The 26,984-nt window shown below is 56.7% G+C and carries 21 protein-coding genes; 11 read left to right on the plus strand and 10 right to left on the minus strand.

The features are described 5' to 3' along the window. Nucleotides 1-219: 219 nt before the first annotated feature. The gene (locus V3C20_RS04165; RefSeq protein ID WP_330935422.1) at nt 220-1,827 is read right to left on the minus strand and encodes a 4Fe-4S dicluster domain-containing protein; all 1,608 of its coding nucleotides are present in this window, start codon (nt 1,825-1,827) and stop codon (nt 220-222) included. 222 nt (nt 1,828-2,049) lie between these two features. Further along, a complete protein-coding gene (locus tag V3C20_RS04170; protein ID WP_130084360.1) occupies nt 2,050-2,964 on the minus strand; it encodes a DUF362 domain-containing protein in 915 nt (304 codons plus the stop codon). A gap of 165 nt (nt 2,965-3,129) precedes the next feature. Between V3C20_RS04170 and V3C20_RS04175 the strand changes: the two genes are divergently transcribed. After that, on the plus strand, nt 3,130-3,705 hold the full coding sequence (locus tag V3C20_RS04175; RefSeq protein WP_130084361.1) for a class I SAM-dependent methyltransferase: 576 nt from the start codon (nt 3,130-3,132) through the stop codon (nt 3,703-3,705). Between the two features lie 59 nt (nt 3,706-3,764). On the opposite strand, the gene V3C20_RS04180 is transcribed toward V3C20_RS04175, so the two are convergent. Together V3C20_RS04180 and V3C20_RS04185 are read right to left on the minus strand one after the other, a co-directional pair. After that, entirely contained in the window at nt 3,765-4,376 is a 612-nt protein-coding gene (locus V3C20_RS04180) for a non-canonical purine NTP pyrophosphatase (RefSeq protein WP_130084362.1), read from the minus strand. Between the two features lie 27 nt (nt 4,377-4,403). Next, nucleotides 4,404-5,165 carry an exodeoxyribonuclease III gene (locus V3C20_RS04185; RefSeq protein WP_130084363.1) on the minus strand — a complete coding sequence of 254 codons (762 nt, stop codon included), beginning with the start codon at nt 5,163-5,165 and terminating at the stop codon, nt 4,404-4,406. A gap of 254 nt (nt 5,166-5,419) precedes the next feature. Here V3C20_RS04185 and nusA point away from each other — a divergent pair, with 254 nt between their 5' ends. The 3 genes from nusA to rbfA all read left to right on the plus strand — a co-directional run bounded on the left by nusA (nt 5,420) and on the right by rbfA (nt 9,339). Then, nucleotides 5,420-6,715: a transcription termination factor NusA gene (nusA, locus tag V3C20_RS04190; RefSeq protein WP_130084364.1), complete on the plus strand. Its 1,296-nt coding sequence runs from the start codon at nt 5,420-5,422 to the stop codon at nt 6,713-6,715. A gap of 43 nt (nt 6,716-6,758) precedes the next feature. Continuing rightward, the gene (gene infB / locus V3C20_RS04195) at nt 6,759-8,819 is read left to right on the plus strand and encodes a translation initiation factor IF-2 (RefSeq protein ID WP_130084365.1); all 2,061 of its coding nucleotides are present in this window, start codon (nt 6,759-6,761) and stop codon (nt 8,817-8,819) included. A gap of 142 nt (nt 8,820-8,961) precedes the next feature. After that, nucleotides 8,962-9,339 (plus strand): 30S ribosome-binding factor RbfA, encoded by a 378-nt coding sequence (gene rbfA / locus V3C20_RS04200; protein ID WP_130084366.1) that lies wholly within the window; start codon nt 8,962-8,964, stop codon nt 9,337-9,339. Between the two features lie 449 nt (nt 9,340-9,788). On the opposite strand, the gene V3C20_RS04205 is transcribed toward rbfA, so the two are convergent. Both V3C20_RS04205 and V3C20_RS04210 read right to left on the minus strand, forming a co-directional pair. After that, complete coding sequence (locus tag V3C20_RS04205) at nt 9,789-14,024, minus strand: sulfatase-like hydrolase/transferase (RefSeq protein ID WP_161981387.1); 4,236 nt, start codon at nt 14,022-14,024, stop codon at nt 9,789-9,791. A gap of 193 nt (nt 14,025-14,217) precedes the next feature. Next, nucleotides 14,218-14,982, minus strand: a complete 765-nt coding sequence (locus tag V3C20_RS04210) for a PEP-CTERM sorting domain-containing protein (RefSeq protein ID WP_130084368.1) — start codon at nt 14,980-14,982, stop codon at nt 14,218-14,220. 396 nt (nt 14,983-15,378) lie between these two features. Between V3C20_RS04210 and V3C20_RS04215 the strand changes: the two genes are divergently transcribed. The 7 genes from V3C20_RS04215 (at nt 15,379) to V3C20_RS04245 (ending at nt 22,467) form a co-directional block, all read left to right on the plus strand. Beyond that, nucleotides 15,379-16,848, plus strand: a complete 1,470-nt coding sequence (locus V3C20_RS04215; protein WP_130084369.1) for a carbon starvation CstA family protein — start codon at nt 15,379-15,381, stop codon at nt 16,846-16,848. 278 nt (nt 16,849-17,126) lie between these two features. After that, complete coding sequence (locus V3C20_RS04220; RefSeq protein WP_130084370.1) at nt 17,127-18,470, plus strand: MFS transporter; 1,344 nt, start codon at nt 17,127-17,129, stop codon at nt 18,468-18,470. 160 nt (nt 18,471-18,630) lie between these two features. Further along, nucleotides 18,631-19,224 (plus strand): peptidylprolyl isomerase, encoded by a 594-nt coding sequence (locus V3C20_RS04225; RefSeq protein ID WP_130084371.1) that lies wholly within the window; start codon nt 18,631-18,633, stop codon nt 19,222-19,224. Between the two features lie 31 nt (nt 19,225-19,255). Then, nucleotides 19,256-19,513 (plus strand): hypothetical protein, encoded by a 258-nt coding sequence (locus V3C20_RS04230; RefSeq protein WP_130084372.1) that lies wholly within the window; start codon nt 19,256-19,258, stop codon nt 19,511-19,513. A gap of 62 nt (nt 19,514-19,575) precedes the next feature. Beyond that, a complete protein-coding gene (nagA, locus tag V3C20_RS04235) occupies nt 19,576-20,724 on the plus strand; it encodes an N-acetylglucosamine-6-phosphate deacetylase (protein WP_130084373.1) in 1,149 nt (382 codons plus the stop codon). An 84-nt stretch (nt 20,725-20,808) separates the two neighbouring features. Next, nucleotides 20,809-21,852 (plus strand): biotin/lipoyl-containing protein, encoded by a 1,044-nt coding sequence (locus V3C20_RS04240; protein ID WP_130084374.1) that lies wholly within the window; start codon nt 20,809-20,811, stop codon nt 21,850-21,852. A 51-nt stretch (nt 21,853-21,903) separates the two neighbouring features. Then, the gene (locus V3C20_RS04245) at nt 21,904-22,467 is read left to right on the plus strand and encodes a DJ-1 family glyoxalase III (RefSeq protein WP_130084375.1); all 564 of its coding nucleotides are present in this window, start codon (nt 21,904-21,906) and stop codon (nt 22,465-22,467) included. Between the two features lie 52 nt (nt 22,468-22,519). Here V3C20_RS04245 and V3C20_RS04250 read toward each other — a convergent pair whose 3' ends face one another. Genes V3C20_RS04250 through V3C20_RS04265 form a run of 4 tightly spaced genes read right to left on the minus strand, consistent with a single transcriptional unit; the run spans nt 22,520 to nt 26,972 of the window. After that, nucleotides 22,520-23,608 carry a glycosyltransferase gene (locus V3C20_RS04250; RefSeq protein ID WP_130084376.1) on the minus strand — a complete coding sequence of 363 codons (1,089 nt, stop codon included), beginning with the start codon at nt 23,606-23,608 and terminating at the stop codon, nt 22,520-22,522. Next, nucleotides 23,605-24,690 carry a glycosyltransferase family 2 protein gene (locus tag V3C20_RS04255; protein ID WP_130084377.1) on the minus strand — a complete coding sequence of 362 codons (1,086 nt, stop codon included), beginning with the start codon at nt 24,688-24,690 and terminating at the stop codon, nt 23,605-23,607. The genes V3C20_RS04250 and V3C20_RS04255 overlap by 4 nt, the downstream gene beginning before the upstream one ends. A gap of 15 nt (nt 24,691-24,705) precedes the next feature. Beyond that, on the minus strand, nt 24,706-25,848 hold the full coding sequence (locus V3C20_RS04260) for a glycosyltransferase (protein ID WP_161981388.1): 1,143 nt from the start codon (nt 25,846-25,848) through the stop codon (nt 24,706-24,708). 11 nt (nt 25,849-25,859) lie between these two features. After that, nucleotides 25,860-26,972 (minus strand): glycosyltransferase, encoded by a 1,113-nt coding sequence (locus V3C20_RS04265; RefSeq protein ID WP_130084379.1) that lies wholly within the window; start codon nt 26,970-26,972, stop codon nt 25,860-25,862. Nucleotides 26,973-26,984 lie beyond the last annotated feature (12 nt).

Here is a 26,984-nt window from a genome sequence, read left to right on the forward strand (position 1 = left end):
CCCATCATGTGCCGCAAGATGAATTCCAAAACACTCATGGACTTTAATATTTAATAATTAACCACACAGTCCATTTTACACCCTTCTCCGCAAAAGCACAAGCAGGGGCACGGCATGGAACATCATGCCTTTCATCCTCTCCTGCCGGATAGGAGAACAAACCGCGAAAAAACAACGGATAAATGAACAAGGCCCAAGTACCGCCCTGCGGCAACCGCATCAGAACGGGAAATCCGTATCGCCCACCGGGTCCACGGCTTTTTCCTCAAATTTCTTTACGGCCTTCTGCTGGGGATTCACGGCCCGCACCACAATGGCTCTCGGGGGCACCGCTTCCCGCTTTTTGAATTCGCACTTTTCCTCGCACAAATTGCAGGGGCCTACCCGCACGCGTTCCTCCGGCTTTTCCGTCGTAACGGGACAGGCGTGCTCACACGCCCCGCAGCCGATGCACAGGGTAGGATCCAGCTTCGGCAGGCGGTGTTCCTGGCCGTCGCGCCCGATGTAGGGCACTGTGTAAAGCGCCTTGGTGGGACAGTGTTCCGTACAGGCGCCGCAGTCCATGTCCTCCCTCCTGACCAGGCAGCGGCACACGTAAAACTGGGCCACGGCAATGCGCGTGGTATCCTTCGTGATTTCCGTCGTATCCTTTTCAGCGGTAATAGGGAGTTTTCTGATGGCCCCGGTGGGGCACACTTCCGCGCAGCGGTGGCAGTCGTAAAGACAATACTTGGTGCTGAAATCCATCCGGGGCTTCATGAATCCCTTAATGCCCATCTGGAAATAAGCGGGCTGGAGCACGTGGGTGGGGCAGCTGGCGATGCACATCTGGCAGCCGGTGCATACGTCCAGAAACCGTTCCAGGGAACCGGCTCCGGGCGGAAGAACGCACTGGGTGGGGTCCAGCCTCTGGGCTGCATCCCCACGGCATCCCGACAGGGCGGCTCCGGCAAGCCCGACGGCGGTAGCCCCCAGGAATTCACGACGGGAACTTTTCGCGACAACCGGAGAAAACGCCGCCGAAGGGCGGGAAGAAGCCTCTTTCCTTTCCTTTTTGGCAGGAATCAATCTCCGGGCCCTGGTGAACCAGCGGTAGCGGATTCCTCCCTCATCACAGGCGCGCACGCAATCGTAGCACGCCACGCAGCGGGAGGCGTCTATCCGGTATTCCTTGAGATTCAGGCATTGGGCCTTGCAGGATTTGATACACTTGCCGCACTTTTTGCAAGATGCGGGATCAAAACCCAGCCGGAAAAGGGAAACCCGGGAAAGGAGCCCCAGCAGGGTGCCGACGGGACACACCGTATTGCAATACAAACGTCCCCTCCAGGCACTCATGGCGACAACCAGCCCGAGCATTCCGGCGGAAGCCAGCAAGGCGGGAAGAGCCACGGGATAATAATCCATGCGGACCAGGTCCGCGGAAGCGCTGTCCGCCGCGAGCAGGTTGTTGCCCCAGACGGCGGCAGGCCATGCAAGCACGTACATGATGCGCCCAAAGATGCTGTACGGATCCAGCCAATTGAGCGTCAACCCGGCAAAACCGATTATACAGCAGACGGCCAGCGCAGCCAGAATGGAATACCGCACCCACGGCACGGGCCGGGAGAACTTCAAAAAAACTTTGGGCCTGATCCATCTGCGCATCCTGAACACAATGTCCTGCAAAATCCCCAGGGGACAAAGGAAAGAGCAATACACACGGCCGAAAAGCAAGGTCAGCGCCAGCAGGAGGGCCAGAGCCGCCACGGAAACGCCCACCCAGTTCAACGTCCCCAGCACGGAAGGGACAAACTGCCACTGCGCCAGCGCAAAGGAGTCTTCCATTCCTTCCCCGCCCCCCCGTCATATTCGGCACGTTCCACGCAGGAATGCCGCGCAGGAAAGCATAGGCAATCCCCACGAAGAAAATAACGGCCACGGTCACGCGGAGCCATTTCAACGGACTCACAAAAAAAGCTTTAATGATTGACATACCAATCTATGAAACACCGCCCGCAGCGAAAAGTTGGCGTCCGTCCGCAATAGTTGCGGACGGACGGGAAAACATCAGGCCATGTTGATGCGGCGAATGTTGATCTTGGTGAGGTCCGCCGTTCCCAGCCCCATTTCCTCTCCCAGCAATACATGGCGGATCTTGCCCGCCTTGTTCAGCAGGGCCGCACCCGCAGAGTCAATCGCCACGATGTCGCGGGAGGCAAGGAGAGTCTTGCGCTCCACCAGATCGTTCGTGTCCTTGCCTACGGGGCCGTTGCGCACCATGGGCATGTAGGCGTCCAGCACGCACAGGTCCGGCTTGCGGAAATACACGGCGTCCGCAATGCACTGGTGCAGGTCGTTCTTATGCATGGCGCCGCGGTCCCACACGGTTCCCATGACGTTCTTCATGCAGGCGGTCATTTCAGATCCGCTGTGGTGCTTGAGCGGAGGGCAGGTGATATAAACGTCTGCTTCCAGAACAGCCTTGTGCACCTTGGCGGAGGTGAATTTTTTGGCCTTCGGATTTTCCTTCTGAACATATTGCCCTTCATTGCCGCCGTCCACCATCACGCCTCCGGCTTTTTCCACAGCCTCTTTCACGCCGCTGCCTTCATACGCGCCATTATGGCAGCAGTGGTCAAAAACCTTTACTTCCTTTGCGCCGGCCTGCTTGCACAGTTCCACCAGCGTGGCGACTGTTTCCGGGTGGGTGTTGGACCCGAACTCCGGAGCCTTGTTCCAGCCGATGTTCGGCTTGATCACCACGGTCTGGCCCGGCTTCACGAACGCCTGCATGCCGCCGAGCGTTTCCACTGCCTTTTTAACCATTTCCGCGCGAGTCCCGTTGCGGACGGCAACCAGGTCGGGAATGCCGGAAGCCGTTTGGGGAGACGCCTCCTGGGCGAAGAGGGTTTCCATGTCCGTAATGGCCGCTAAAGCGCCCACGGCGGCGGTCCCCTTCAAAAATGTACGTCTGTCAGTCATATTGGTGCAAAGTCAAATGTTCATCTTTCCGGCAACGGAGCATTTCCGATGCCTTAGTGCCTACCTTATCATACGGAAAATGGAAAAACAACCTGTCAATCATTTTCCCTGCGGGAAATTCACAAACTAATTGTCATACACGCCAGGCTCCTATAAAACCCGGTCATGAAGTGTTCCCTGCTCAGCCGGCCCATGACCTGCGCGCACGACTGGATCAGCCGTCTCGTCCTGCCCGGAGACACGGTGGTGGACGCCACAGCGGGAAACGGGCACGATACTGCATTTCTGGCACGCCTGGTCGGCCCGGAAGGGAAAGTGCACGCCTTCGACATTCAGGAAGAGGCGATCCGCTCCGCCAGGGAACGCCTGAGGGAAGAGGGGCTGCTTACGGACGCCGTCTGTTTCCATCTGGCCAGCCACTCGCGCCTCGCGGAACTGGTCCGCGGCCCGGTCAAAGCAATCATGTTCAACCTGGGCTACCTGCCCGGCGGGGACAGGAACCTCGTCACCCGTACGGATTCCACTCTGGCGGCCCTGGAACAGGCCGTGAACCTGACAGCCCCCAACGGAATCCTCAGCGTCATGTGCTATCCGGGCCATGAGGGAGGAGACATGGAAGCGGCCGCCGTGGAACAATTCCTTTCCCGGCTTCCCCATCACCTGTGGAGAACAGGCAAATACCAGCTTCTGAACACTTCCACGCCCGCACCGTTCCAAATTTGTGCATTCAGGCTGGATTGACATTCCTTCAGCTTCCGGAAGGCGAACACAGACCGGAAGATATTCAAGGAATACCCTTCTCACGCACGGCCCATCCACTCCACCACCTGCGCCAGCGCACGGCCCCGGTGGGACATGGAATTCTTCACCTCCATGGGGAGCTGGGCGAAACTCTGCTCATACCCTTCCGGCACAAACAGGGGGTCATATCCAAATCCTCCCTCCCCGGTCAATTCCGTCAGCATGTGGCCTTCTATGGAACCGGAAAATTCCGCCAGCACCGCACCTTCGCGGGCCAAAACCATCACACAGCGAAAGCGGGCGGCAGGCTTGCCTCCCGGGCGCACTCCGGCCTTCCGCAACTCTTCCAGCATACGGCGGTTGTTCCGTTCATGATTACCTTCCTCTCCCCCGAAGGAAGAAGACCAGACGCCCGGACGGCCATCCAGAACATCCACCTCCAGCCCGGAATCGTCCGCCAGGACAATGCCGGGAATGCATTTGGAGGCGGAGACTGCCTTGAGCGTGGCGTTTTCCGTAAACGTAACGCCGGTTTCTTCCACGGGTGGGGCCTGGGGATAGTCGGAAAGGTCCCTTACCTCCCATTTTCCGGCCAGCATGGCGCGGATTTCCCCGGTTTTATGGGCGTTGCGCGTGGCAACCACCAGCAATGGCAATTCCTGTTGCATCATGTTGAAATTCTCGTGTCGTGTTTTTTCTCAGCAGTCAATCTCCAGGCTTACGGGGCAATGGTCGGAACCCATCACGTCCATATGGATGGCCGCGCTCTTCACCCTGGGAGCCAGAGAATCGGAAACGCAGAAATAATCAATGCGCCAGCCGATGTTCCGGGCACGCGCGCCCCCGCGGTACGACCACCAGCTGTACCAGGACGGTTCCTCCGGATGCAGCAGGCGGAACGTATCGGTAAATCCGGCTTTCAGCAACTGCGTGAACCCGGAGCGTTCTTCGTCGGTGAACCCGGCGGAGAAACGGTTGTCCTTGGGCCGCGCGATGTCGATCTCCTGATGGGCCACGTTCAAATCGCCGCAGAAAATGACCGGCTTGACAGCCGCCAGGCCGGCCACGTAATTGCGGAACGCCTGATCCCACTGCTGCCGGTAGGGCAGCCTTGCCAGTTCGCTCTGGGAATTGGGCGTATAGCAGTTGACCAGATAAAATTGCTCAAACTCCATGGTGCACACGCGCCCTTCCCGGTCATGTTCCTGCCAGCCCATGCCCATGGATGTGGACAGGGGCTTCACGCGGCTGAGGACCAGCACCCCGGAATAACCTGCCTTTTCCGCCGGATTCCAGAGCTGGTACGGCCAGGAAGACAGCCACAAATCATCCACCTGCTCCGGACGCGCCTTGATCTCCTGAAGGCAAAGAATGTCCGCATCCAGCGCATCCGCGGCTTCTCCCAGCCCCTTGCCCAGAATCGCACGCAATCCGTTCACGTTCCAAGAAACGAGTTTCATGCGGGCATACTTCCCGTTTTTCCCCTTCCCGTCAAGCCCTCAAACTCCCCTTCAGCGGCCCTGCTTCACCCCTCCGCGCAAACCCTTCTTCCGGAATCATCCCCAGTATCTTGCATGCCGCACGGAACAAGTGTTTTTTCTTGCCAACCGGCGGGGGCCATGCTTACTTAGATAGGCAAACACCCCGAGAGGCACTCGAGAGTGGGTCTGTCGACCCGCTCTTTTTTGTCTATCCATCACACATCTCTACGCTCATGACAAACGACATTAAAGCTTTGATCGACTACTACGAGAGGGAAAAAGGGCTCTCCCGTGAAAAAATTCTCCTCGCTCTGGAATCTGCCTTCCTGTCCGCCTACCGCAAGATGGTCCCCGGTTCCGGCTCCATCAACTACCTCCGGGCTGAAATCAACGTGGACAAGGGCAAGGTGCGTATCTTTGCTGATCTGGAAGTAGTTCCGGATGAAGAATACAAAGACAAATTCAATCAGATTCCCCTCTCCCTGGCCGTCAAGCTGGACAAAAATGCCGTCCTGCACGATCTGCTGGCTACCAACATCACCCCCAAAGGATTCGGCCGCATTGCCGTGCAGACGGCACGCCAGACGATGCTCCAGAAACTGCTGGATGCGGAAAAGGAAATGCTTTATGACGAATTCAAGGACCGCGCCGGCGATCTGGTCACGGGCACCATCCGCCGCTTTGAAAAAGGAGACATCTTTGTGGACCTTGGAAAATTCGAGGGCGTCATGACCTCCCGCGAGCGCGTGCCGAATGAAGACTACAGCGTAGGCGACCGCATGCGCTTCTACGTGGTGGAAGTGCGCACGGAAGGCCGCGGACCGGAAGTCATCCTCTCCCGCAGCCATCCGAACCTGGTGCGCCGCCTCTTTGAATCGGAAGTGGTGGAAATCGGGGACCAGACGGTGGAAATCCACGGCATCGCCCGCGAAGCCGGTTACCGCACCAAGGTGGCCGTCATCAGCCATGACGACAAGGTGGACCCGGTGGGGGCATGCGTGGGTATGCGCGGAGCCCGCGTTAAAAACATCGTCCGGGAGCTCAACAATGAAAAGGTGGACATCCTGGAATGGACGGAAGACCCCGTCGAATTCGTCCGGGAAGCCCTCAGCCCCGTGGAGCCCCGGGAAATCACCGTGGATGAAGACGCCAAACGGGTCTTCGTCATCGTCCAGGACGACAAAGACCTCTCCAAGGCCATCGGTCGCAGGGGCCAGAACGCCCGCCTCACCTCCCGCCTGATGGGCTGGGACGTCCAGGTGCGTGTCTTTGACGTTCAGGAAGCTGAAAAACTCCAGAGCCAGGCTGCCGCTGAAGAAGTGATGCGCCAGTGCCAGGCCGCGGCGAAAACCCTCAGCGAACAACTGGAAATCCCGGAAGAAACCGCCATGGGCCTCGTGACCATGGGGGGAACGGACCTGGTGGCCCTCACCGGATTTGAAGCTTCCGACATCGCGGAAAGCATGGGCATTCCCGCAGAGGAAGCCGCCCAGATTCTGGACAAGGCCCGGGACCTCATTTCCCAATAAACCATTGAGCATGGCGCTCAATATCTAACCAATTTAAAATCAAATGCCTAATAAACAAGAAGAGAACGAACCCAAAAAAGAAGTGCTGGATCTGATCGGCGGATCTCCCAAAAAGAAACGCGCACCGCTGCCCGAACCCGTTCCGGCCCCGGCGCCCACCCCCCGTCCGGCTCCGGCCAAGAAAGAAGCTCTCGACTTGCTTTCCGGCCCCAAGAAAAAAGCGCCTGCTCCCGTTCCCGCCAAACCGGCTCCCGAATCCGTCCAGCCAGCCCCTGCCGCCGCACCCGCGCCGCAGGAAGAGGAACTGTCTTCCAGGGATAAGGTCATCAACCTCAAGCCGCCCGTTTCCGTCTCCGAACTGGCCGCTCTGCTTCAAGCCAAGCCTTTCCAGATCATCAAGGACCTGATGGGCATGGGCATCTTCGCCAACCCGAACACGCCGCTGGACGCTGACGCCGTCAGTTCCATCTGTGACCTGCACGGCTACACCTTCGCCCGTGAAAAACGGGAAAAAGGAGGTGGAGTCAAGGCCCAGCAGGAACCGGTGAAGGAGCCGGAACCAGTGCCGGTCGTGGAAGAACCCAAGGCCACCCTCATCACCCGCACGCCCATCATCACGGTCATGGGCCATGTAGACCACGGGAAAACCTCCCTGCTGGACTACATCCGCAAGGCCCACGTAGCGAAGGGGGAAGCCGGCGGCATCACGCAGCATATCGGCGCCTATACGGTAGACTACAACGGCAACACCCTCACCTTCCTGGACACGCCCGGTCACGCCATCTTTACGGAAATGCGCGCCCGCGGAGCGGACGTGACGGACATTGTCGTGCTCGTCGTAGCCGCCAATGACGGCATCATGCCCCAGACGCGGGAAGCCATCGCCCATTCCAAGGCGGCCGGCAAAACCATCATCGTGGCCATCAACAAATGCGACCTCCCTGCGGCAGATCCCATGAAAGCCAAGAGCGGCCTGATGGAAGAAGGGCTGGTCCCCACGGACTTCGGCGGCGATGTGGAATGTGTGGAAGTCTCCGCCCTGACCGGGGACGGCATTGACGACCTGCTCGGCCTCCTTTCCCTCCAGTCGGAAGTGCTTGAACTCCAAGCCAATCCCAAGGCCAACTGCCGGGCATCCATCATTGAAGCCCGCGTGGAACCCGGTACCGGCAGTTCCGCCACGGCCATTGTGGAAAGCGGCACCATCCGCATCGGCATGCCCTTCATCTGCGGCCCTTACGCCGGCAAGGTGCGCGCCCTGGTCAACGACCACGGCGAACGCGTCAAAAAAGTCGGCCCCGGGATGCCCGTGGAAATCATCGGCTTTTCCGAGACCCCGAACGTGGGTGACGAACTCGTGGAAATGGAATCCGAACGCGCCGCCAAGAAACTGGGCGAAGAACGCCAGGAGGAACTGCGCAAGCAGCGCCTGGCCCAGCCCCGCAAGGCCCGCATGGAGGAACTGCTCGCCATGATGGGCGACGGTACCCAGAAGGCCCAGCTCAAGATTCTCCTGAAGGGGGACGTCCAGGGTTCCGTGGAAGCCATTAAAAAGGCAATCATGGACATCCAGTCGGACAAGGTGGAATGTGTCTTCCTGAATGCCGCCGCCGGTCCCATCTCGGAATCTGATGTCCTGCTGGCTTCCTCTTCCGACGCCGTCATCCTGGGCTTCAACGTCAAGGTGGAATCCAACGCCGTGAAACTTCTCAAACGTGAAGGCGTGCAGGTGAAGCTGTACTCCATCGTGTACGAACTCATCGACCAGGTGAGGGACGCCATGCTGGGCCTGCTGGAACCGGAAACGCGTGAAACCATCATCGGCCACGCCAAGGTTCTCCAGGTCTTCAAGCTCAACAAGGGTCGCGCCGCAGGCTGCATGGTTGAGGACGGCAAGATCCTCCGCAGCTGTGAAGCGCGCGTCATCCGCGACAAAACTCCCGTTTTCGACGGCAAGATGTCCACTCTCCGCCGCTTCCAGGACGAAGTGGAAGAAGTCAAGGCCGGTCTGGAATGCGGCATTCGCCTGGGCGACTTCAACGAATATGAGGCTGGCGACATCATCGAATGCTACACGCTGGAAAAAATCCAGCAGACGCTGTAAGCCAATACGTAATCTCACCGAAGCGGGAATGGAACCGCCCCAGGGCTCCGGCAGGGTCTCTAGGGAGCTTCCATTTCTGCCATTCGTGTACATCCCTCCTTCCGATTGAACAATCGGACAGCCCCTTACTCTATTTCTTCATATGAGCAGACGCACAGACAAGGTTAATGAACTCCTCCGCCGGGAAATAGGCACCACCATCCAGCGGGACTTTGAATTCCCCGGAACGATTGTCACCGTAATTGAAGTGGAAGTGACGGATGACCTGAAAGAAGCCAGGGTCTGGGTGGGCGTCGTGGGCCGCATGGCTCCTCCCCAGGTTCTGGAAAAGCTGAACTCCCGCCACGGTCTCATTCAGTCGGCCGTAGCCAAAAGAGTCGTTCTGCGCAACACTCCGCGGCTCTCCTTCCGGCTGGACGACTCCGCGCAGCGCGGGGTTGATCTGGTCAACCTGCTGGACGACATTGACAAAAATCTGCCTAAAGCCCCTCCCGCAGATCAGGAGGAAGAACAGGCCTGAATCCCGCGGCCCCCTGGAATAACACTCCGGATACTGGAAATCAGCGATTCTTCCACCTGTTGAAGGCAAAAAAATCTGTCCGTCAAAAACAGGATACTCTCGCCCCGGACACCGGAGCCGTGACTCCCGGCAAACAGACATTTCCGGAGGTATCTTTCCATAAGCGTCTTTGGGAGTACACATTTGGTCACTGCTTCCCACGGTCGCTTTATCCTTCGTGAATCTCGCGTGGCGCAATCCGTGCAGCCGGGCTTGCGGCCCGTGCCCGGTTTTTTGCTTTTCGGTCGGAAATAGACCTCGGCAAAGAGAAGGAATTCCGGAGAAATCTTCCGAAGAGCTCCGGAACGGTGATTCGCTATTAATAAAAGGTAACCGGATCACGAAAAATCCCGGCATGGAGTACCGCCTGTATCGGCATTCAATTTTCGATGCCAATACAGGCCCAGATTCTACTCTCTCGTTACTTTCAAACGCAGGAAGCGGCGTTGCGGCGCATTTTCATCAATGGCCACCGTGTCCCGGTATTCTCCCTTGCTGCCTGCCGGAACTACCGTTTCCTCCTCATTCCAGGTCTTCAGGTCCGCGGAGCTTTCCACGCTGAAAACCACATCCACGGCTTCCGTATTGACCGGCCAGTCCAGCACCAGATATTCCTGGCTGCCCTCTTCCTTCCGCACCGTCAGCGTTGTTACACTGCCGCACGGTTTCAAAGGATCCAGGCCGGTAGCATACTTCATCAAATTGCTGATTCCGTCGCCTGCAGGGCTGGCTCCCGGAGCCATGTCGTCTTCCGTCGTTCCGGCGGGGAACTTATCCTTCTTCCACTTATCGTATCCGGTCAATGGCGGCGCGGCACTTTGAGTCAGCGTGAAGGTCCTTTGTTCGCCGTCACACGTAATGGTCACAACTGCCGTACGATGTGTTTCCTGGCTATTGGCGTCCACGCTGACAGCCAGCGTAGCGGTACTGTTCCCGGAAGCGGGAATGACCGTGACCCAGGGCTGGTCGCAGGAAGCGGTCCAGGGCAGCTGGGTCTGCACGGTCAGCGTCGTCTCCGCAGCGGCAAAGCCCACGGCCTCCTCCGTTTTATCAATATTGAAAGGATTCACGTATTCATACGCAAACGCGCTGGCGGGGATCTCCTGCTTGGAAATGCCCGCATCGGCGCTTTCCCACTGCATGGAAAGGGAAGACGACGAACCCTGGCCCACATAGCCGATGCGGATCGGATGAACGCCCGCCGTAAGCTTGACCGTCTGTACGGCATTGGGCTGTACATCGCTGGAAACGCCTTCCCGCGCATTGGAGGCAACTTCCGTTCCCGGCGTATAGGCATAATCCGCGTCAAGGAGCTGCATGTCGTGCAAATGGACAAAAGCCTTGGAACCTTTGTTGGAATCCGTTTTCAGGTAGAATTTATATTCCCCCGTAGCAGGCACGGTGAGATAACCGGTAAGTTCCACGCCCTTCTGGCCGGAAATTGCGGGGTTGACATCCAGCACGCCGGAAGCGCCCGTAGCTCCTGTGACGGCCGGGGCTTCCTCCATCTGGCGGAAATCCGGCACCCAGTCGAACCCGCGGTTCCACGCGCGCTGGCGCAACCGCCCCTGCCGGAGGTTGGAGGGAGGCGCGACGGGTGCAACGTAAGCAGTGTCAAAGTTCGTAGCTGCCGTGGGAGAAGGACGGCGCATGCGCAATGCCTGCGCCTTCATTTTCTCCTGAAGGTCCGGACGGGAGGAAGCCAGGTTGTTGGCCTCCTGCGGGTCCTTTTCCGTATCATAGATTTCAAAGTCCGTAGCGGGAGCGGCATTGCCCATCCGCAGGCCCTTGAAACCGTCCGCAAACACAATCTGCTGCTGCTGCCTGCCGCGGTTCCTGTGGGCCTGGAGGAAGTCACTGTAGCCCGGAGTATTTCCGCCGTAGGCATATTCCGTGTAAATGACGCCGGTTCTCTGGCGCTCCGGAACGCCTACCAGCGTGGGCAGCAGGGAAACGCCGTCACAGCGGGACGGAACGGGTACCCCCGCCACATCCGCGAAGGTGGCCATCCAGTCATGGAACTGGCTGGCGCCCAGGCTGATCCCGCTGGGAACCACTCCGGGCCAGCGCACCACCGCAGGCACGCGCATGCCGCCCTCCCAGCAGTCCCGCTTGATGCCGTCCATCATTCCATAACTCATGAAGTACCGCGGGTCTTGGGCCCCGTTGTTGTAATTACCTGAGCCCGACTCATTGTGGGGGCCGTTGTCGGAGGTGAACACGATCATCGTATTGCTGTCAAGGTTCAGCTCCTTGAGCAGCTGGATCATATCCTTCAGAACATCGTCCACGCGGCGGATCATCGTGGCGTGCCGGGATTCCGTCTTGCCGAAAACCGTGTGTTCCGGATAAATGTACGTATCCGGGCCAAAATCCCCCTGCACGCCAGTCCAGCCGTCCGCGGCGGTATTGCAGGCTTCATAGCCATCTTTCTTCTCCCATTGCAGGCCGCCGGTTTTTCCCAATCCCTCCGGATAGGCGCAGGCAGGAGCAGACAGGCAGCCGTGGGGGGCGGGGAAAGCCAGGTACAGGAAGAAAGGCTGTGAAGGGGCCTTTTCATGGTGCTCCATAATCCACTGCTTGGCCCGGGCGCCGAAGAGGTCCGTATCATAGGCGGTGCCGGGGACCTTGGCGCTGACGTTCGTCCACGCCGGGGCTGCGGACTGGTCATCATATTCGTAAATCTCCTGGGAACCCGCCGTCAAATAGTGGAAGTGGCCCGCCAGATGCTTGATGATTCCGTAAAAGTAGTCAAACCCGCGCATATGGGGCGCTCCGGTCAGCCCCTTGCCGCTTTGCCCTCCGCCGCCCACGCCCCATTTCCCGATGGCCGCCGTGTGGTAACCCGCGCCCTTCAGCAGCGTTCCCAGGGTGTGGGAGTTTTCAATGGGGTAGTCAAAGGTGTTGTTGCGCACCACGCGTGAGTGGCCCTGGTGCACGCCGAGAAGCAGTGAGGCGCGCGCCGGAGCGCACACCGGAGCGGCGCTGTAATGGCGCCGGAGCTGCATGCCTTCCGTAGCCATCGTATCCAGGGTCGGAGTCTTGAATTCATTCCTGCGCGTCACCTGGCGCCCGTTTTTATCCTGCTGCGTCCAGTTGACGCTCAGGTCCCCCCAGCCCATGTCATCCACCAGCACAAAGATGATGTTCGGCCTGGAGCCGGATACACCGGAAGGCATGGAAGGCTTTTCCGCCACATTCGTCACCAGGTTCAGCCTTCTGGAAGCGCGGTCATAGCTCCAGGAAACGGCTCCCTTCGGAAGGTCCTTCACGGTAATTTCCGCTTCCATCCCTTCCGCAAACTGCACCGTCAGCGTATGGCTTCCGGGCCATTCGGCAATCAAGTCTTCAAAAGACGAATCAAACAGGATGACGTATTCCTGCGCCTGCAGGGAGGAATTTTCCGGCGGCACGGCCCCGGCCTGCGGCACGCCGTCCAGGGCGGTCACATGGGAACGGCCCAAGGCCAGGGAAGAACTGGGAAGGGTAATGTCCCCTTTCACAGCGAGAGTGCCGCCCGGAGCATATGTAATCGTGCCGTTGAAATTTCCGCTTCCCGCCAGGGAACAATTCCCTTGAACGACCAGATTTACTTCCGGAACTTCTCCGTTAAAATCAACGGAGGAATTATTCAGGGTAATGGTGACGTTTTTCCCTACGGACTGAATTTCTCCCGGCTTGCCTTCCCTGTTCGTGTAGGTGATCCGGGCATCATCCAGAATCGTCTGCTTCAGCGTTCCCTGTGAACCTGAAACTCCGGATGTTCCGGAAAGAATCGCTTCAGCCTCCACTCCCGCTTCAGACATGTCCAGTGTGGAACTTTCCAGCGTGATGGCCGTATTTTTCCCGATGTTCCATAAGCTGGAAACCTTTGCCGTAGTCCCGGAGAAAGTCACGGAAGAATTTTCCCGGGTAATCAGAGAGCCCTGATACAGGGCCATGCCCTCCAGCCGCGCGGCGTCCTCCACCGTAATCGTATTGCTCATTCCCCGGTCCGCCAGGTCCAGCGTGGGCGTTCCCTGCCCCGCATTCATCACGAAGCCGATCACGCCGGAAATATTGTTCAGCAGCATTCCCTCCCCGATGCGCACGGCGCCGGCGCCCGTCAGCGTTACCACCCGGGCGGCATCGTTTTCAGAAGTCAGGGAATAGAGACCGCCGGCGGGGGCCGTTTCATCGCTCCCCACATAAAAACTGCGGCCCTCCTCCACATGCCAGGTCTGGTCCGAGGCTACGCGCAACTGGGCAATCCCGAAATCCGCATTGTATCCCCCCGTTCTTGTATTTGATACAGTAATGCCGCCATCCTGGATACGAAGGTAAACCTTTTCGTTTGTATTCTTGATGAACAACTGAATTTTCCCTCCGGGCTGGTTATTGACACCCTCCACCCGGACACCCTTCAGATACCTTCCGTCGGAACCCAGGCCTCCCACGTCCGTTCTTCCCACGGAATCCGCTCCATTAGTGGTCATCCAGTGCGTGTAGGCAGAAGATTGGGCTCCCGGAGCAACTGACGGGCTCCAATTGGACAAGGTCCCCCAGGCATTTCCTCCCGTCCCTCTCCAGACATATTCTGCATCCTCTCCTTTTACAGGAGACAGAATCAGCAGGGAGGAAATCAGAGCGGATAAGAAGCGAAACATGAACATGGCAGTCAATGGAAAAAAGACCCCGGATGAAAAGGACCGGGACAGGAAATTCTAGCGGAGAAAACGGATTGGATGATGGCAACAAGCATCAGTTAAGCAAACAACATGTGAGAGTCCCGTTTGAAAGAAAAAAGCCGCCTGCTTCGGAAAATCCACAGGACGGCTTGATGAAATGTTGCTGAAATGGTCAGGCCCTGCGGCGGCGCACCATCAATGCCGCCAGCCCCAGAAGTCCAAGGGACGCCGTGGCCGGTTCGGGAACCAGCTCCCCATTGATCTGAATGCCGGATAACCCTGCAAAACACCCCTTGTTATAGGCTTCATGCTGGGAAGCGTCAATCGTGATGGTCAGCGACTCTCCCGCCTTCAGAACAAAGCCATCGAGAAAATCGTAGCCTCCCGTTCTGGGGGTGTCCCAGTTCCCTGAACTGCCCCCACCCGTAGCAGCATTGAACACAAGAGTTTGCGAACCGACACTATCTATGGAAAGGGCCAAGTTGATAGGCTTGTTGCTCAAGCCCGTAGTCGTGCCAATCCATCCGTCCTGGCCTGCTACACCACCACCGGTATTCTGAGCAGCTCCACCGCCGGTCACCCCTATCATGGTCAGGTCAATGGAAGAAATCTGCATGTCCTGGGCAGCGGTGTTGGTAAACGTAAAGGACATGCTCCAGGAACCGCCGCTTGCCACATTGGAATTGGGAGTTACCACGGAGGACGGAATGGAACTCTGTCCCAGCAGATCTCCGCTTTGGCCTCCAGCCGGATTTCCTCCTTTGCTGAAAGAGGAAATGGAAGTGGGGCCTTCCAGCCCGTATCCAGACTCGTTATTAATCGTTACCGATCCAAGGCTGTTACCCGTCCGGTTGAATGTCGTCGTGCACAAGACCGCCGCCTGAGCCGATGCCGCAGCCAGGGCAAGAGATGAGAGCAGGAACAAAGTTTTCTTCATGATACTGCAAGTGTAAGTTAAAGTGCCAAAGAGTCAGCCTCATCTTCTTAGCGGATTGCAAATTCGAAGTCAACATGTTTTTTTCAGACAAAACGATTTATAAGGATTAACCCTGAGAAAATAGTCAGATTACCCAAGTCTAGTTTTTCATTTTATCAATATTCATGTTACTTTATTATTAAGTAATTATATCATTCATCGGACAAGGCTTCTCCTTGGACGAATTTGCAATCCGCTCAGATTATCTGGAAATTGACGTTGTGTTTCTTTTCATTTTCCGGGCAAAAAATCCGGAATCTACAGATCAATAACGTCTTGCCAGAATGCAATGGAAAAGTTACGTTTCACACGCGGACGGCCTCTTGTTATTTCTGCCCGGGAGTCCTCCTTTTCAACATGAACGGTTACTGCTACTTCATTCTGGGAATGCTGGTCCTGGCGGCCGGCTATTTTACGTACGGCCGCGTGCTGGAGCGGATTTTCCAGCCGGACTCGGAACGCCGGACACCGGCCGTGGCGTACACGGACGGCGTGGATTACGTGGTCATGCCGCGCTGGCGCATCTTCCTGATTCAATTGCTGAACATCGCAGGGCTGGGCCCCATTTTCGGAGCCGTGATGGGGGTGCTGTACGGCCCCGCCGCCCTGCTCTGGATCGTGTTCGGCTGCATCTTCGGCGGCATGGTGCACGACTATTTCTCCGGCATGATCTCCCTGCGGCACAAGGGGGAGAACCTTCCGGAAATCCTGGGCCGCTATCTGGGAAGCCAGGCCCAGTGGATCAGCCGCGCGGCCTGCATTGTGTTCAGTGTGCTGGTGGGGGTGGTATTCGCCGTGGGGCCTGCCGCCATTCTGGCCCCGATGACGGGGTGGAACGTCTCCACATGGGTATGGATCATCTTCGGCTACTACTTTCTGGCTACCATTCTGCCCATCCAGGCCATCATGGGGCGGGTGTACCCCCTGTTTTCCGTAGCGCTGATCATCATGGTGGCCGGCATTCTGGGCGTGATGCTGCTGATGCCCTTTGCGGAATCCATGCCGTACTGGATGCACATTCCCCGCATGGAGGTGCTGCCGGACATGGACTTTTTCCACAACCTCCACCCGGCGGACTTCCCGCTGTTCCCGGTCATGTTCATCACGATTGCCTGCGGAGCCGTGAGCGGCTTCCACGCCACCCAGTCCCCCCTGATGGCCCGCTGCCTGAAAACGGAAAAGGAAGGCCTGCCCGTCTTCGGCGGAGCCATGATTACGGAAGGCGTCATCGCCTTCATCTGGGCCGCAGCCGCCCTGACCTTCTACGGTTCTCCGGAGGCGCTGGGCATAGCTACCGCCAACGGGAAAGCCCCTGCCCTGGCCATCCAGATGATTTCGGAATCCTGGATGGGGCACGCAGGTTCCATTCTGGTGATGATCGGCGTCGTGATCCTGCCCATCAGCACGGGAGACGGAGCCCTGCGGGTAACGCGCCTGATGATTGCCGACTGCTTCAAGCTGAACCAGGAGCAGTTGAGCCGCCGCCTGATGATCGCTATCCCCCTGTTTGCCGTGGCCATCGCCGTGAGCAGCATGGATTACAACATTATCTGGCAGTACTTCGGCTGGGCAAACCAGCTCCTGGCGGCATCCACGCTGTGGGCTGTCTCCATCTATCTGCGCAGCAAAACCCGCTGCTGCTGGATAGCCGCCGTTCCCGCCGCGTTCCTGAGCCTGGTCGTCTTCCAATACCTGTTTTCCAGCCCGGAAATGTGCGGGTTCGGTTATGAGGCGTCGCTTATCGCCAGCGTCGTGGCGGTAGTCGTTATCGGTGTTCTCTGCCTGTTCCGCAGTTCCGGGCTGAGGGAATCGGAAGAAATTGCATAAAATACCGGAAGCCAAAACGGGAGGTCCCATGAGCTGAAGGTACGGAGCCTCCCTTCTGCGTCCTTCCACAGCATCTCCCCCGGGAGCGGCATCCCTTCCACCTACAGCCCCCGGATACTGATGACCCCCTGGGATGCGGCTCCCTGGGCTCTTCCGGCTTGCCAGCAACACGGGGAAAAGTTAAGCTCCGCGGACAGGCGCCCTTTGCCGGGCCGCCCTGCCTGGTCCGGAATCCCGTACTGAATCCAGAAAAACGGAGGAACCAAGCATATGATTTCATGAAACATGACTCCCACACCCCCGGACCGGTTGACAAGGTGCCTTGGGGTGCCTTCTGGCGGCTCGTGCTGATCCAGGCGCAGAACTCCTTCAACGAAAAGGGGGCCCAGTTCCTGCTGATTCCCCTGGGCGTATGGCTGTACGGTACGCAGGGAGACCTGGAATATCCGCTGGGGGCCATCATCGTTCTTCCCTTCATCCTGTTTTCCCCCTTTGTCGGGTGGCTGTCCGACCGCTTCTGCAAGGCTCGCATCATTCAATTCATGGCCCTTCTCCAAATATGCGTGCTGGGGGGAATGTACTGGAGCCTGCGCTCCCACAACCTGAACGGAGCCATCCTGTGGTTCTGCGTCTTTGCCTTGCAGGCCACCATTTTCAGTCCGTCAAAAAAGGGAATCGTGAAGGACATTGTGGGAACGTCCCGCATGGGATTTGCCAGCGGCATTGTGGAAATGGCCTCCATCCTCAGCCTGCTGATCGGCCAGATAGGCGTCTTCGTCTGGTTCCGCTACCTGCTGGAGCCTTCCACGGACACCGTCTGGCATCATTTGCTGGGGGACGGCTTCTTCCAGTGGTTTGACGCATGGCTAAAACCCTCCGGCCTCAGCGACGGCTGGTACGCCGCCTCCTTCCCGTGCCTGGTGTTCCTTCTGCTGGCCATTCCCGTGGCAATTTCCAGCTTCTATCTTCCGCGGTACGCTCCGGAAGGGTTCAGGCCCTTTTCCTGGTCCCTGTTTTACGAGCACTTCCACCAGCTTTCCAAAATGTGGAAAAACAGGAACTTGCGCGTCAGCGAAATGGGCATAGGCTACTTCTGGTTTTTTGGGGGCACCGTGATGCTGATGACCATCCAGATGGCCAAGGAAATCTCCGGCGGCGGCGACGATTTCAGCTCCGTGGGGGCCGTGCTGATGGCCTGGATGAGCGGCGGTACCGTACTGGGGGGCATCCTCGCCTCCCTGATGTGCAGACACCACATCCGCATGAAAGTCTCCGTGGCGGGGGGGGCGCTGATGGCCTTGAGCTGCCTGGCCCTTTCCACGGTCTCCATGACCTCATCCGTCTTCTACGCCCTGCTGATGGCGGCCGGCATCTCCGCCGCCCTGTTCCTGGTGCCGCTGAACGCCTTCTTTCAAGACCGGGCGGACAACGACAAGCGCGGCGACATGATTGCCGCCGGAAACCTGGTGGACTGTGTTCTGGGTCTTGCGGCCGTGGGATTCCAGTACGCCATGATGCTGGTCATCCCCCCATCCTGGCAGTTCGTCGTGATGGGCGTCCTGAGCCTGTGCATGACCTGGCTGATCTTCCGTTTTTCCCGTGCAGCCGGAGGAGTAGTATGAAAAATCATTTAAAAACAGCATATTGAGATTAAAAATGCCTTTGATGCCTCTGATCCCCCGCTTCCAATTCCCGTTGGCGTGCGGCACTCTCCCGCCAGGGCACGCGATTTACTTGCAAACCGGCCTCTCTTAGGGCAACATGGGGGAACAACAAGAAGCCATGAAAAAGTATTTTACCCTTCTGCTGTGTTCCTTGTGCGCCCTGGCGGCCTTTACGGCCTGCGCCGACTCCACCGCCGGACTCAAGGACGTGAAAGTAGTCATGTCCACCACCAAGGGGGACATTGAACTGGCCCTCTATCCCTGCAAGGCACCAGTTACTGTCGCCAACTTCCTGAACCTCATTAACAGGGGCTATTACAAGGGAGTAACCTTCCACCGCGTGATTCCGGACTTCATGATCCAGGGAGGCGATCCCCAGGGCACGGGCATGGGCGGTCCCGGCTATGAGTTTGAAGACGAATTCTCCCCCGACCTCAAACACGACGGTCCCGGTATCCTTTCCATGGCAAACCGCGGTCCCCGGACCAACGGCTCCCAGTTCTTCATCACCCACGTGGCTACGCCCCATCTTGACGGACGCCATACCGTCTTCGGGAAAGTGCTGAAAGGGCAAGCCGTCGTCAACGCCATTGCCCGCGGAGACAAAATCAAGGACATCCGCATTCTGGACAAGGCCGAGGCAGACGCCGTTCTGAAAGTGGAAGCCGCCCGGGTGGCCGAGTGGAACAAGACGCTGGACGCACAGAAGTAATTCATGCCGACCGTCCCGTATTGCCCCTCCCATGGCTCCCAACATCTTCACCCGGCTGATCGACTACATTTCCATACCCAGGGAAGTGGAGGCAACGCCGGAAAACCTGGCCAAATGGGAGAAAAGGGCGCCCGGCTGGGTAATGCACTGCAACAAGTGCGGTCTGGAAGAACCCTTCGGGAAATACGGCATCCTTTACAAATCATCCGGCAGGAAGAGGAACTTCGGCCGTTGCCCCCGGTGCCGCAAATGGTCCTGGCTTGTCATTGACAAAAGAAAGGAACTGTAACATCTCTTCCCCATCATTCATCAAACATACTTATCCATTCCACCAAACAATTATTTATTTTTATGAAAACACTCATTAAAAACGCACGCATCATTTCCCCCGGCATCGACCTGCCCGGGGCAGCCGTGGAAATCGAAGGAACGGTCATCACCGCCGTTTATCCCGCCGGGAGCGAACTTCCCGCGGCGGACAAGGTGGTGGACGCGGAAGGCAAGATGCTCCTTCCCGGATTCATCGACATCCACAGCCACGGTGCCGGCGGCTGCGACACCTGCGACGCAAAGCTGGAAAGCCTCCGCACCATCGCGGAATGCAAAATGAAGGAAGGCGTCACCTCCTGGCTGCCGACCACCCTCACCCTGTCTCCCAAGGTGCTGGAAAACGTGTGCGCCTCCGTAGCGGAATACATGAAGAACCAGGAATTTGCGAAAACCCCCGGCGTTCATCTGGAAGGGCCGTTCATCAATCCCAAGTGCTGCGGTGCGCAAAACCCCGCCTTTGTCCGCCAGCCGGACTATGATGAAGTAGCCAATCTCAATTCCATCGCCAAGGTGCTGCTGGTCTCCCTGGCGCCGGAAATGCCCGGCGCCGTGGACTTCATTTCGAAAGCATCCGCCGCAGGCATCCGCTGCTCCGCCGGCCACAGCGCGGCTACCCACGAGGATTTCAACAAGGCGAAAGCCGCCGGCCTGGTCCACCTGACCCACTACTGCAACCAGATGTCCCCCCTGCACCACCGTGAAATCGGCCTTGTGGGCTCCGGACTGCTGGACAGGGAAATCAAGATCGAAATCATTTGCGACACCATCCACCTCTGCGCGGACATGCTCAAAACCGTATTCAAGAACAAGGAAACGGACCAGATGATGATGATCACGGACTCCCTGGCCTGCTCCTGGATGCCGGACGGCCCCGGCGACCTCGGCGGCCTGCCCATCATCGTGAAGGACGGCGTGGCTCGCTTGCAGGAATCCGGCGCCCTGGCCGGCAGCACCCTCAAATATGCCCACGGCCTGAAAAACGTGCACCGCCTGACCGGCAAGCCCCTCAGCGAGCTGGTCAAGGCTACCTCCTGGAACCAGGCCCAGTCCCTGGGACTGGAAGGCCTCGGCAAGATCGCGCCCGGCTTCACGGCGGACATGGTCCTGCTGGACGATGATTTCAACACCTCCAGGGTGTTCATCGACGGCGTAGAAAAATACAGCGCCTGAATGCGCACACTTGTGTGATGGAGCGGCTTTGCCGCTCCATCACACAGCACTTTCCCATATTCCAACATTCAATATTCACTCTCCATGGCCATTACCATTGAAATGCCCCGCCTTTCCGATTCCATGCACGAAGGCATCGTCCTGAGATGGATCAAAAAAATAGGAGACTTTGTGGAAGTGGGAGACCACCTGGCCGACATCGAAACGGAAAAGGCCCACGTGGAGCTTCAGGCATGCGAGGACGGAACCCTGACGGAAATCCTGGTGCCGGAAGGCGCCACAGCCGCCGTGGGCACTCCCATTGCCCTGCTGCAGTCGGAATTCGGTGCGGCCTCCTGTGACTGCCCCCCTTCCTCCCCCGTGGTAAAATTCAGTCCTCTGGCTGCCAAACTGGCGGCGGAAGCCGGGATGGACCCCGCCAGCCTGCACGGCACCGGTCCGCACGGCAGAATCATGGCGGCGGACGTACGCGCCGCGGTTCGCCGGACTGAAGGCCCCGCGCGGAAGGTGCATACCCCCCTGGCGCCGAAGGATACGCGCCATGCCACGCGCGTGGACAACTTTTATCTTTATACTCTGGGGGCCAACATGTCCTATCTGGCCGCCATCAGCACGCCCATTGCCGTCCAGTGTGAAAAGCTCATCGGGGGGCGCTACAGTCTGTTCGACTACGTCGTGCGCGCCGCCGTCAAGGCATGTCTCAGCGAACCGGAATGGCTGGCGGGAGACGCTTCCGCGGAACTCCTCATGGTGCTGGACAAGGGGGAAAAATACGTCCTCATTGAAAACGCTGGCGCCAAGACCATCTACAACATTGCCATGGAACGGTTCGCCGCATCCAAATCCGGTGCGCCCGCTCCGGGAACCGTGGCGCCCAACATCCTGCTCTGTGACAGCGGCGTGAATGTGGAAGCCCAGCGCTCCGTCATACGCGACATGCCCCACAGCATCATCAGCATCGGAGGCACGACACCAAAAACGGGCATTGAAGCGGGACGCCCCGTTTCCAAGCTCATCCTGCCCGTCACCCTGTACGTAAACGCCAACATTCTTCCGGAATGCAAGGCCTCCAAAATCGCCGCCGAATTCAAAACCCTGCTGGAAAACCCGGTCTTGCTGCTCCTGTAGAGGCTGCCTGTTTCCTTGAACATTCCATCCTGCCATTCTGTCTTACCAAGCATGAAAAAAGTCGCCATTCTTGCCGCACCCGGATTTGAAGAAATCGAACTCATTGCCCCGCTGGACATCCTGCGCCGGCTGAATATGGAAGTCCTGCTTGCCGGCGTACAATCAGACAAGGTGGTTAGCACCCACGACGTAACCGTCACTACGGACACCATGCTGGACAAGCTCCACGCCGACAAGCTGGATGCCCTAGTTCTGCCCGGCGGCGCAGGCTCCTGGATTCTGCGGGATACGCCGGAAGTCATTCATCTGGTAAAGAAAATGAATGAAGCGGGCAAACTGGTGGCCGCCATCTGCGCCGCCCCCATCGTTCTGGCAAAAGCCGGACTGGTCAAGGACAAGGACATCACGGCCTACCCGGCCCAGGACGTCTACCGGGAGCTCAACGAGGCTGGGGCCCACATCATCAAGGATGAAAATGTGGTTCTGGACGGCAACGTGCTCACCGCTAACGGCCCCGGAGCCGCCATGCTCTTCGGCTACTCCATCGGGGAATACCTGGGAGAAGACCTCCAGGTGGCCCAGCTTAAGGAGCAAATGTGCTACACCGGGGTGTAATCTCCGGCAATCATGCCATTTTTACCTCCAAACACTTCCCCCTGAACACGCGTTATACACGAGCCAAGTCCAGGAGTTGTTTCCTCAAAGTGTAATAAGCACCGCGGCGTCCTTTGCAGAAGGACATGAGCTGGCATTGCCAAAAGGCGGCCTTATTCCAATTTAACGGGAATTTTCTCAGAAGAAAACAAAATGTTCGATCCCACTTGTCCAGCCGCTCCAAACTGTTTTCTCCACCAATCAACTCCAACCATTCATTCCATTTTTTCAACAGGCTCACGCGGTCTTCCTTGGAGGCTTTGAAAAAGGCTCCCTCTTGCATGATGAAATGCCGGCGGAGGAATTCCATGTAGTAGTCAATCAACCCATATTTTACTTCCGCCGTCCATAAACCTTTTTCCTGCCAGAATCGTGTGACCGCATTCATGTTGAGCAAATCCATACGGTAATCATTAAGCAGAATGTTTCTCCCGTAAGTGGCTGAACCGGCTCTTTCACGGCGATAATGATAAAAACGATTTCCCATTGTTAGTAACCGTGGGGCAAAAGGGAGAAGCATCAGCAAAAAAGCCATGTCTTCCCCCTCTTTCAGACCAGGAATAAACCGCACGTAATGTTCTTCTAGCACGCTTCTGCGTATCAGCTTGTTGCATACCGGGCCCACACAACGGCTCCAGATAGAACCCCGCCGGAATTTCTCCACATGCTCCTCTGGATAAAACATGGTATCGGGAGACCAGCTTTCCTCTTCCAACACAGCACCCGTCTTATCAGAAAAAGCGGTGTATCCGCATACGGCAACGTCGGCCTGGTTCTCCACGGCATTCTGGAACAAGCATGCAAACATGTCCTTTTCCACCAAGTCATCCGGATCAACGAACCCTACATAACTCCCTCGAGAAATCTCTAACCCGGCATTTCGTGCCATGGATACGCCAAAATTTGACTGGTCAATAATCCGGATGTGCGGGAATTGTTGCGCCCATATCTGCAAGCGGGACAAAGTTCCATCCGTGGAACCGTCATTCACGCAAATGATTTCCATTTGGTGCAAGGTCTGAGCCGTCAGTGCCTCTAGGCAATTATCCACATACGACTCTACGTTATAGCATGGAACAATAATGGAAACATCAATATTCATAAACAGGAGGACAAGTACAACTTCAAGCGGTAATAACGGCCACGGCGACCACTGCAAAATCCCATGAGGCGATAAATCAAACGAGGGAACACCAACTTTTCAGGCCCCCTCCCATCCAGTAACCGGCAAAACTTTCGGTCCCAGGATCGCAGTCCTTTAAATTCCGGCGACAAACCGGAAACAGCAAACCATTCACGGTATCTTTTCACCAATTCCTTCCGGCTGCAGTCATCCAGCACACGAAAGATTTCTTCTGCTGATGAAACGTGCGCCAGCAGAAAGCGCTTCAGCAAATAAGCCATCCAGCCACGGGAAAGGGCAGACTCCTGCCAACTAATGTTACACCAATAAGAAGTAACGTATTCCAGCCGTTCCATGTCCAAACCATAAGGACAACCGCAAATTTCCCACTGGTAGGAAATAGCTCCCTTCCTCTGCTTGCGGTACCAATACAAACGATCCGGAATAACGGCAAGACGGCCCATATGGGGGAGCAACATCAGCCAAAAAACATCATCTTCTCCCTTTCGAAATGAAGGCACAAATTTAAGAGCGCACTTTTCCAGAAACGAGCGAAGATACAATTTGTTACAGGCTATAGATTCCATCCGGCACCAGACGGAATCCGAGTGAAAAACACTTTCCCGCACGCATTCCTCCACTCCGGCAGCAGGAGATCTGCTCCACTCCTCCATAATAGTGCCGTTACAATCAGAGAAGGCAACATAACCGCATGCAGTAACATCAGCTCTGGAGGATCTGGCAGTTTCTAACAGGCGTTCGTACATGGAATATTCCACATAATCATCAGGGTCTACAAAACCGATATATTCTCCCTGTGCCAAATCCATACCGGCATTGCGTGCGGCGGAAAGGCCGCCGTTCTCCTGATTGATTACCCGGATGCGGTGGTCTTTCCTCTCCCAGCACTGGAGTACCGCCAATGTACTGTCCGTAGAGCCGTCATTCACACAAATGATCTCAATATCCTGCAAAGTCTGGTTCACCAGGCTGTTCAAGCAAACATCCAGGTACGGAGCTACATTATAGCAGGGAAGAATAACGGAAACCGTATTATTCATGGGTCATCTATCTTATTACAGTTTCTTATTCAGAGGGACACCAGTATCTTCCGTTTGCAGGCGGCTGGCCTCTGCCGCTGCAAGAGCCAGCTTTCTCCGCATCACGTAATAGCGTCCGCGACGTCCACGGCAATGGGAAAGAAGATTCCACCAAGCCAGGGAAAGGGGACCAGCACGTTCCGGAGGACATGCAAGCAAGCGGCAAAAGGCATAATCCCATTTACCCAGATTGCAGAAGACATCTGTATCCCCTACCATTGAAAACCATTTCCGGCACTTATTGCGGAACAATGCCCATTCCTGTTCATCCAGAGACGGGAGAGGGTGGTTCATGGAAATCAAATGCGCCAGCAGATAATGTTGCAAAACGTGGGATACCCAGCCCAGACTTACACCCGATTCCCACCAGCCCGCCTTTTTCCAATACATCGTTGCATACTCCAACCGTTCCAATACCACTAGGAAAGAAGTTCCATCTTTTCCGCAAAAGGAAGAAACAGAACCTTTCCTTTGCCTGCGATACCAATACAAACGGTCTGGGATAACAGCAAGGCGGGTTACGTGCGGTAACAACATCATCCAAAACACATCATCTTCCACGGAACGGAATGAAGGTTCAAACCGAAGACGGTTTTTTCTCAAAAAATCATTCCTGTACAGTTTGTTCCACACAACGACATCCGCCTGCATCCAAAGAGCATTCCATTGGAATGGACTTTCTTTCATGTTTTCCTCTACTCCGGCATCTGGAGAAAGGCTCCATTCTTCCAGCACTGCCTCATCAGAATCGGAAAAACCTGTATAACCGCAAACCGCTACGTCTGCATCATATCTACGAGCTTCTTCCAGCAGACGGGCATACATGGAATGTTCCACATAATCGTCCGGGTCTACAAAACCGATATATTCTCCCTGTGCCCAATCCATGCCGTCGTTGCGGGCGGCAGCCTGCCCTCCATTTTTGCGGTTAAACACATGCACACGGCTGTCTTTTAAAGCCCATGCATTTAATAGAGACGGCGTATCATCCATAGAACCGTCATTCACACAGATGATCTCAATATCCTGCAAAGTCTGGTTCACCAGGCTGTTCAAGCAAACATCCAGGTACGGAGCCACATTATAGCAGGGAAGAATGATGGAGACGGAGGGGTGCATACTATTGAAAATTATTTTTTCGGGTATTCCTGTGCCAAAAGAACTCGCAGGGTATAATAGCGGCCCCGGCGTCCACCGCGGCGGGAAAGAAGTTTCCACCACATACGGCGCATCCAGTACGGAGTTTTTGCGGGCTGGGATAATAGACGGCAAAACGCTGTCTCCCATTTATCCAATATCTGCAACCTGTCCACCTTGTCCCCGGCCAGCGCAAACCACTCTTGGAATTTTCCGTGGAAAGCCCGCCATTCCTCTCTGCTTAAAGGGGGAAACGGCTTATGCACGGGCACCAGGCGTTGCAACAGGTAGCACCGCAGGAAATAAACCACCCATCCTCTTTCCAGGCCGGATTCCAGCCATCCGAATTTTTTCCAGTAAACGGTAGCACATGCCAGACGATCTATCAAAAGAAGAACGGGGGCCCCTTCTTCTTCCCATTTCAGGGAAAGGGCTCCCTCCCTTTCTTTCCTGTACCAGTATAAACGGTCGGGAATTACTGCCAGACGGGAAACATGCGCCAGCAGCATCAGCCAGAAAAGAACGTCCTCCGCCTGCCTGCAGGAAGGTTCAAAGCAGAGGTTGTTTCTTTCCAGAAACCCTCTCTTATATAGCTTGTTCCAAGCGACTATATCCATTCTTTCACAGGCAGACCCTGATCCAAATACACTTGACTGTGCATCTTCCTCCACTCCGAAATCCGGCGAGATATTCCATTTCTCAAAAACCTTCCCGCCATGAACTGAAAAACATGTATAACCACACGCCACGACATCCGAGTCATGCCTGCGGGCTTCCTCCAGCAGACGGGCATACATGGAATGTTCCACGTAGTCGTCCGGGTCCACAAAGCCGATATATTCCCCTGCCGCCAGTTCCATACCAGTGTTACGGGCCACGGAAAGGCCGCCGTTTTCACGGTCAATCACCCGTACACGGCTGTCCCGTTCCTCCCAGGCGCGCAGCAACGCCGGGGTACCGTCCGTGGACCCGTCATTCACACAAATAATTTCAATATCCCGGAGAGTCTGGCACACCAGGCTGTCCATGCAGGCATCCACATAAGGAGCTACATTATAACAAGGGACAATGATGGATACGCTTACCGCATGCAATGCAATCTCCATGTAACGGATTAG

This window comes from Akkermansia sp. RCC_12PD (assembly GCF_036417355.1).
Classification (GTDB): domain Bacteria; phylum Verrucomicrobiota; class Verrucomicrobiia; order Verrucomicrobiales; family Akkermansiaceae; genus Akkermansia.

What these genes read in the sequence shown, in the direction of transcription:
- V3C20_RS04165 (WP_330935422.1), bottom strand. Translation starts at nt 1,827, where the DNA reads ATGGAAGACTCCTTTGCGCTGGCGCAGTGGCAGTTTGTCCCTTCCGTG.
- V3C20_RS04170 (WP_130084360.1), bottom strand. Translation starts at nt 2,964, where the DNA reads ATGACTGACAGACGTACATTTTTGAAGGGGACCGCCGCCGTGGGCGCT.
- V3C20_RS04175 (WP_130084361.1), top strand. Translation starts at nt 3,130, where the DNA reads ATGAAGTGTTCCCTGCTCAGCCGGCCCATGACCTGCGCGCACGACTGG.
- V3C20_RS04180 (WP_130084362.1), bottom strand. Translation starts at nt 4,376, where the DNA reads ATGATGCAACAGGAATTGCCATTGCTGGTGGTTGCCACGCGCAACGCC.
- V3C20_RS04185 (WP_130084363.1), bottom strand. Translation starts at nt 5,165, where the DNA reads ATGAAACTCGTTTCTTGGAACGTGAACGGATTGCGTGCGATTCTGGGC.
- nusA (WP_130084364.1), top strand. Translation starts at nt 5,420, where the DNA reads ATGACAAACGACATTAAAGCTTTGATCGACTACTACGAGAGGGAAAAA.
- infB (WP_130084365.1), top strand. Translation starts at nt 6,759, where the DNA reads ATGCCTAATAAACAAGAAGAGAACGAACCCAAAAAAGAAGTGCTGGAT.
- rbfA (WP_130084366.1), top strand. Translation starts at nt 8,962, where the DNA reads ATGAGCAGACGCACAGACAAGGTTAATGAACTCCTCCGCCGGGAAATA.
- V3C20_RS04205 (WP_161981387.1), bottom strand. Translation starts at nt 14,024, where the DNA reads ATGTTTCGCTTCTTATCCGCTCTGATTTCCTCCCTGCTGATTCTGTCT.
- V3C20_RS04210 (WP_130084368.1), bottom strand. Translation starts at nt 14,982, where the DNA reads ATGAAGAAAACTTTGTTCCTGCTCTCATCTCTTGCCCTGGCTGCGGCA.
- V3C20_RS04215 (WP_130084369.1), top strand. Translation starts at nt 15,379, where the DNA reads ATGAACGGTTACTGCTACTTCATTCTGGGAATGCTGGTCCTGGCGGCC.
- V3C20_RS04220 (WP_130084370.1), top strand. Translation starts at nt 17,127, where the DNA reads ATGAAACATGACTCCCACACCCCCGGACCGGTTGACAAGGTGCCTTGG.
- V3C20_RS04225 (WP_130084371.1), top strand. Translation starts at nt 18,631, where the DNA reads ATGAAAAAGTATTTTACCCTTCTGCTGTGTTCCTTGTGCGCCCTGGCG.
- V3C20_RS04230 (WP_130084372.1), top strand. Translation starts at nt 19,256, where the DNA reads ATGGCTCCCAACATCTTCACCCGGCTGATCGACTACATTTCCATACCC.
- nagA (WP_130084373.1), top strand. Translation starts at nt 19,576, where the DNA reads ATGAAAACACTCATTAAAAACGCACGCATCATTTCCCCCGGCATCGAC.
- V3C20_RS04240 (WP_130084374.1), top strand. Translation starts at nt 20,809, where the DNA reads ATGGCCATTACCATTGAAATGCCCCGCCTTTCCGATTCCATGCACGAA.
- V3C20_RS04245 (WP_130084375.1), top strand. Translation starts at nt 21,904, where the DNA reads ATGAAAAAAGTCGCCATTCTTGCCGCACCCGGATTTGAAGAAATCGAA.
- V3C20_RS04250 (WP_130084376.1), bottom strand. Translation starts at nt 23,608, where the DNA reads ATGAATATTGATGTTTCCATTATTGTTCCATGCTATAACGTAGAGTCG.
- V3C20_RS04255 (WP_130084377.1), bottom strand. Translation starts at nt 24,690, where the DNA reads ATGAATAATACGGTTTCCGTTATTCTTCCCTGCTATAATGTAGCTCCG.
- V3C20_RS04260 (WP_161981388.1), bottom strand. Translation starts at nt 25,848, where the DNA reads ATGCACCCCTCCGTCTCCATCATTCTTCCCTGCTATAATGTGGCTCCG.
- V3C20_RS04265 (WP_130084379.1), bottom strand. Translation starts at nt 26,972, where the DNA reads ATGGAGATTGCATTGCATGCGGTAAGCGTATCCATCATTGTCCCTTGT.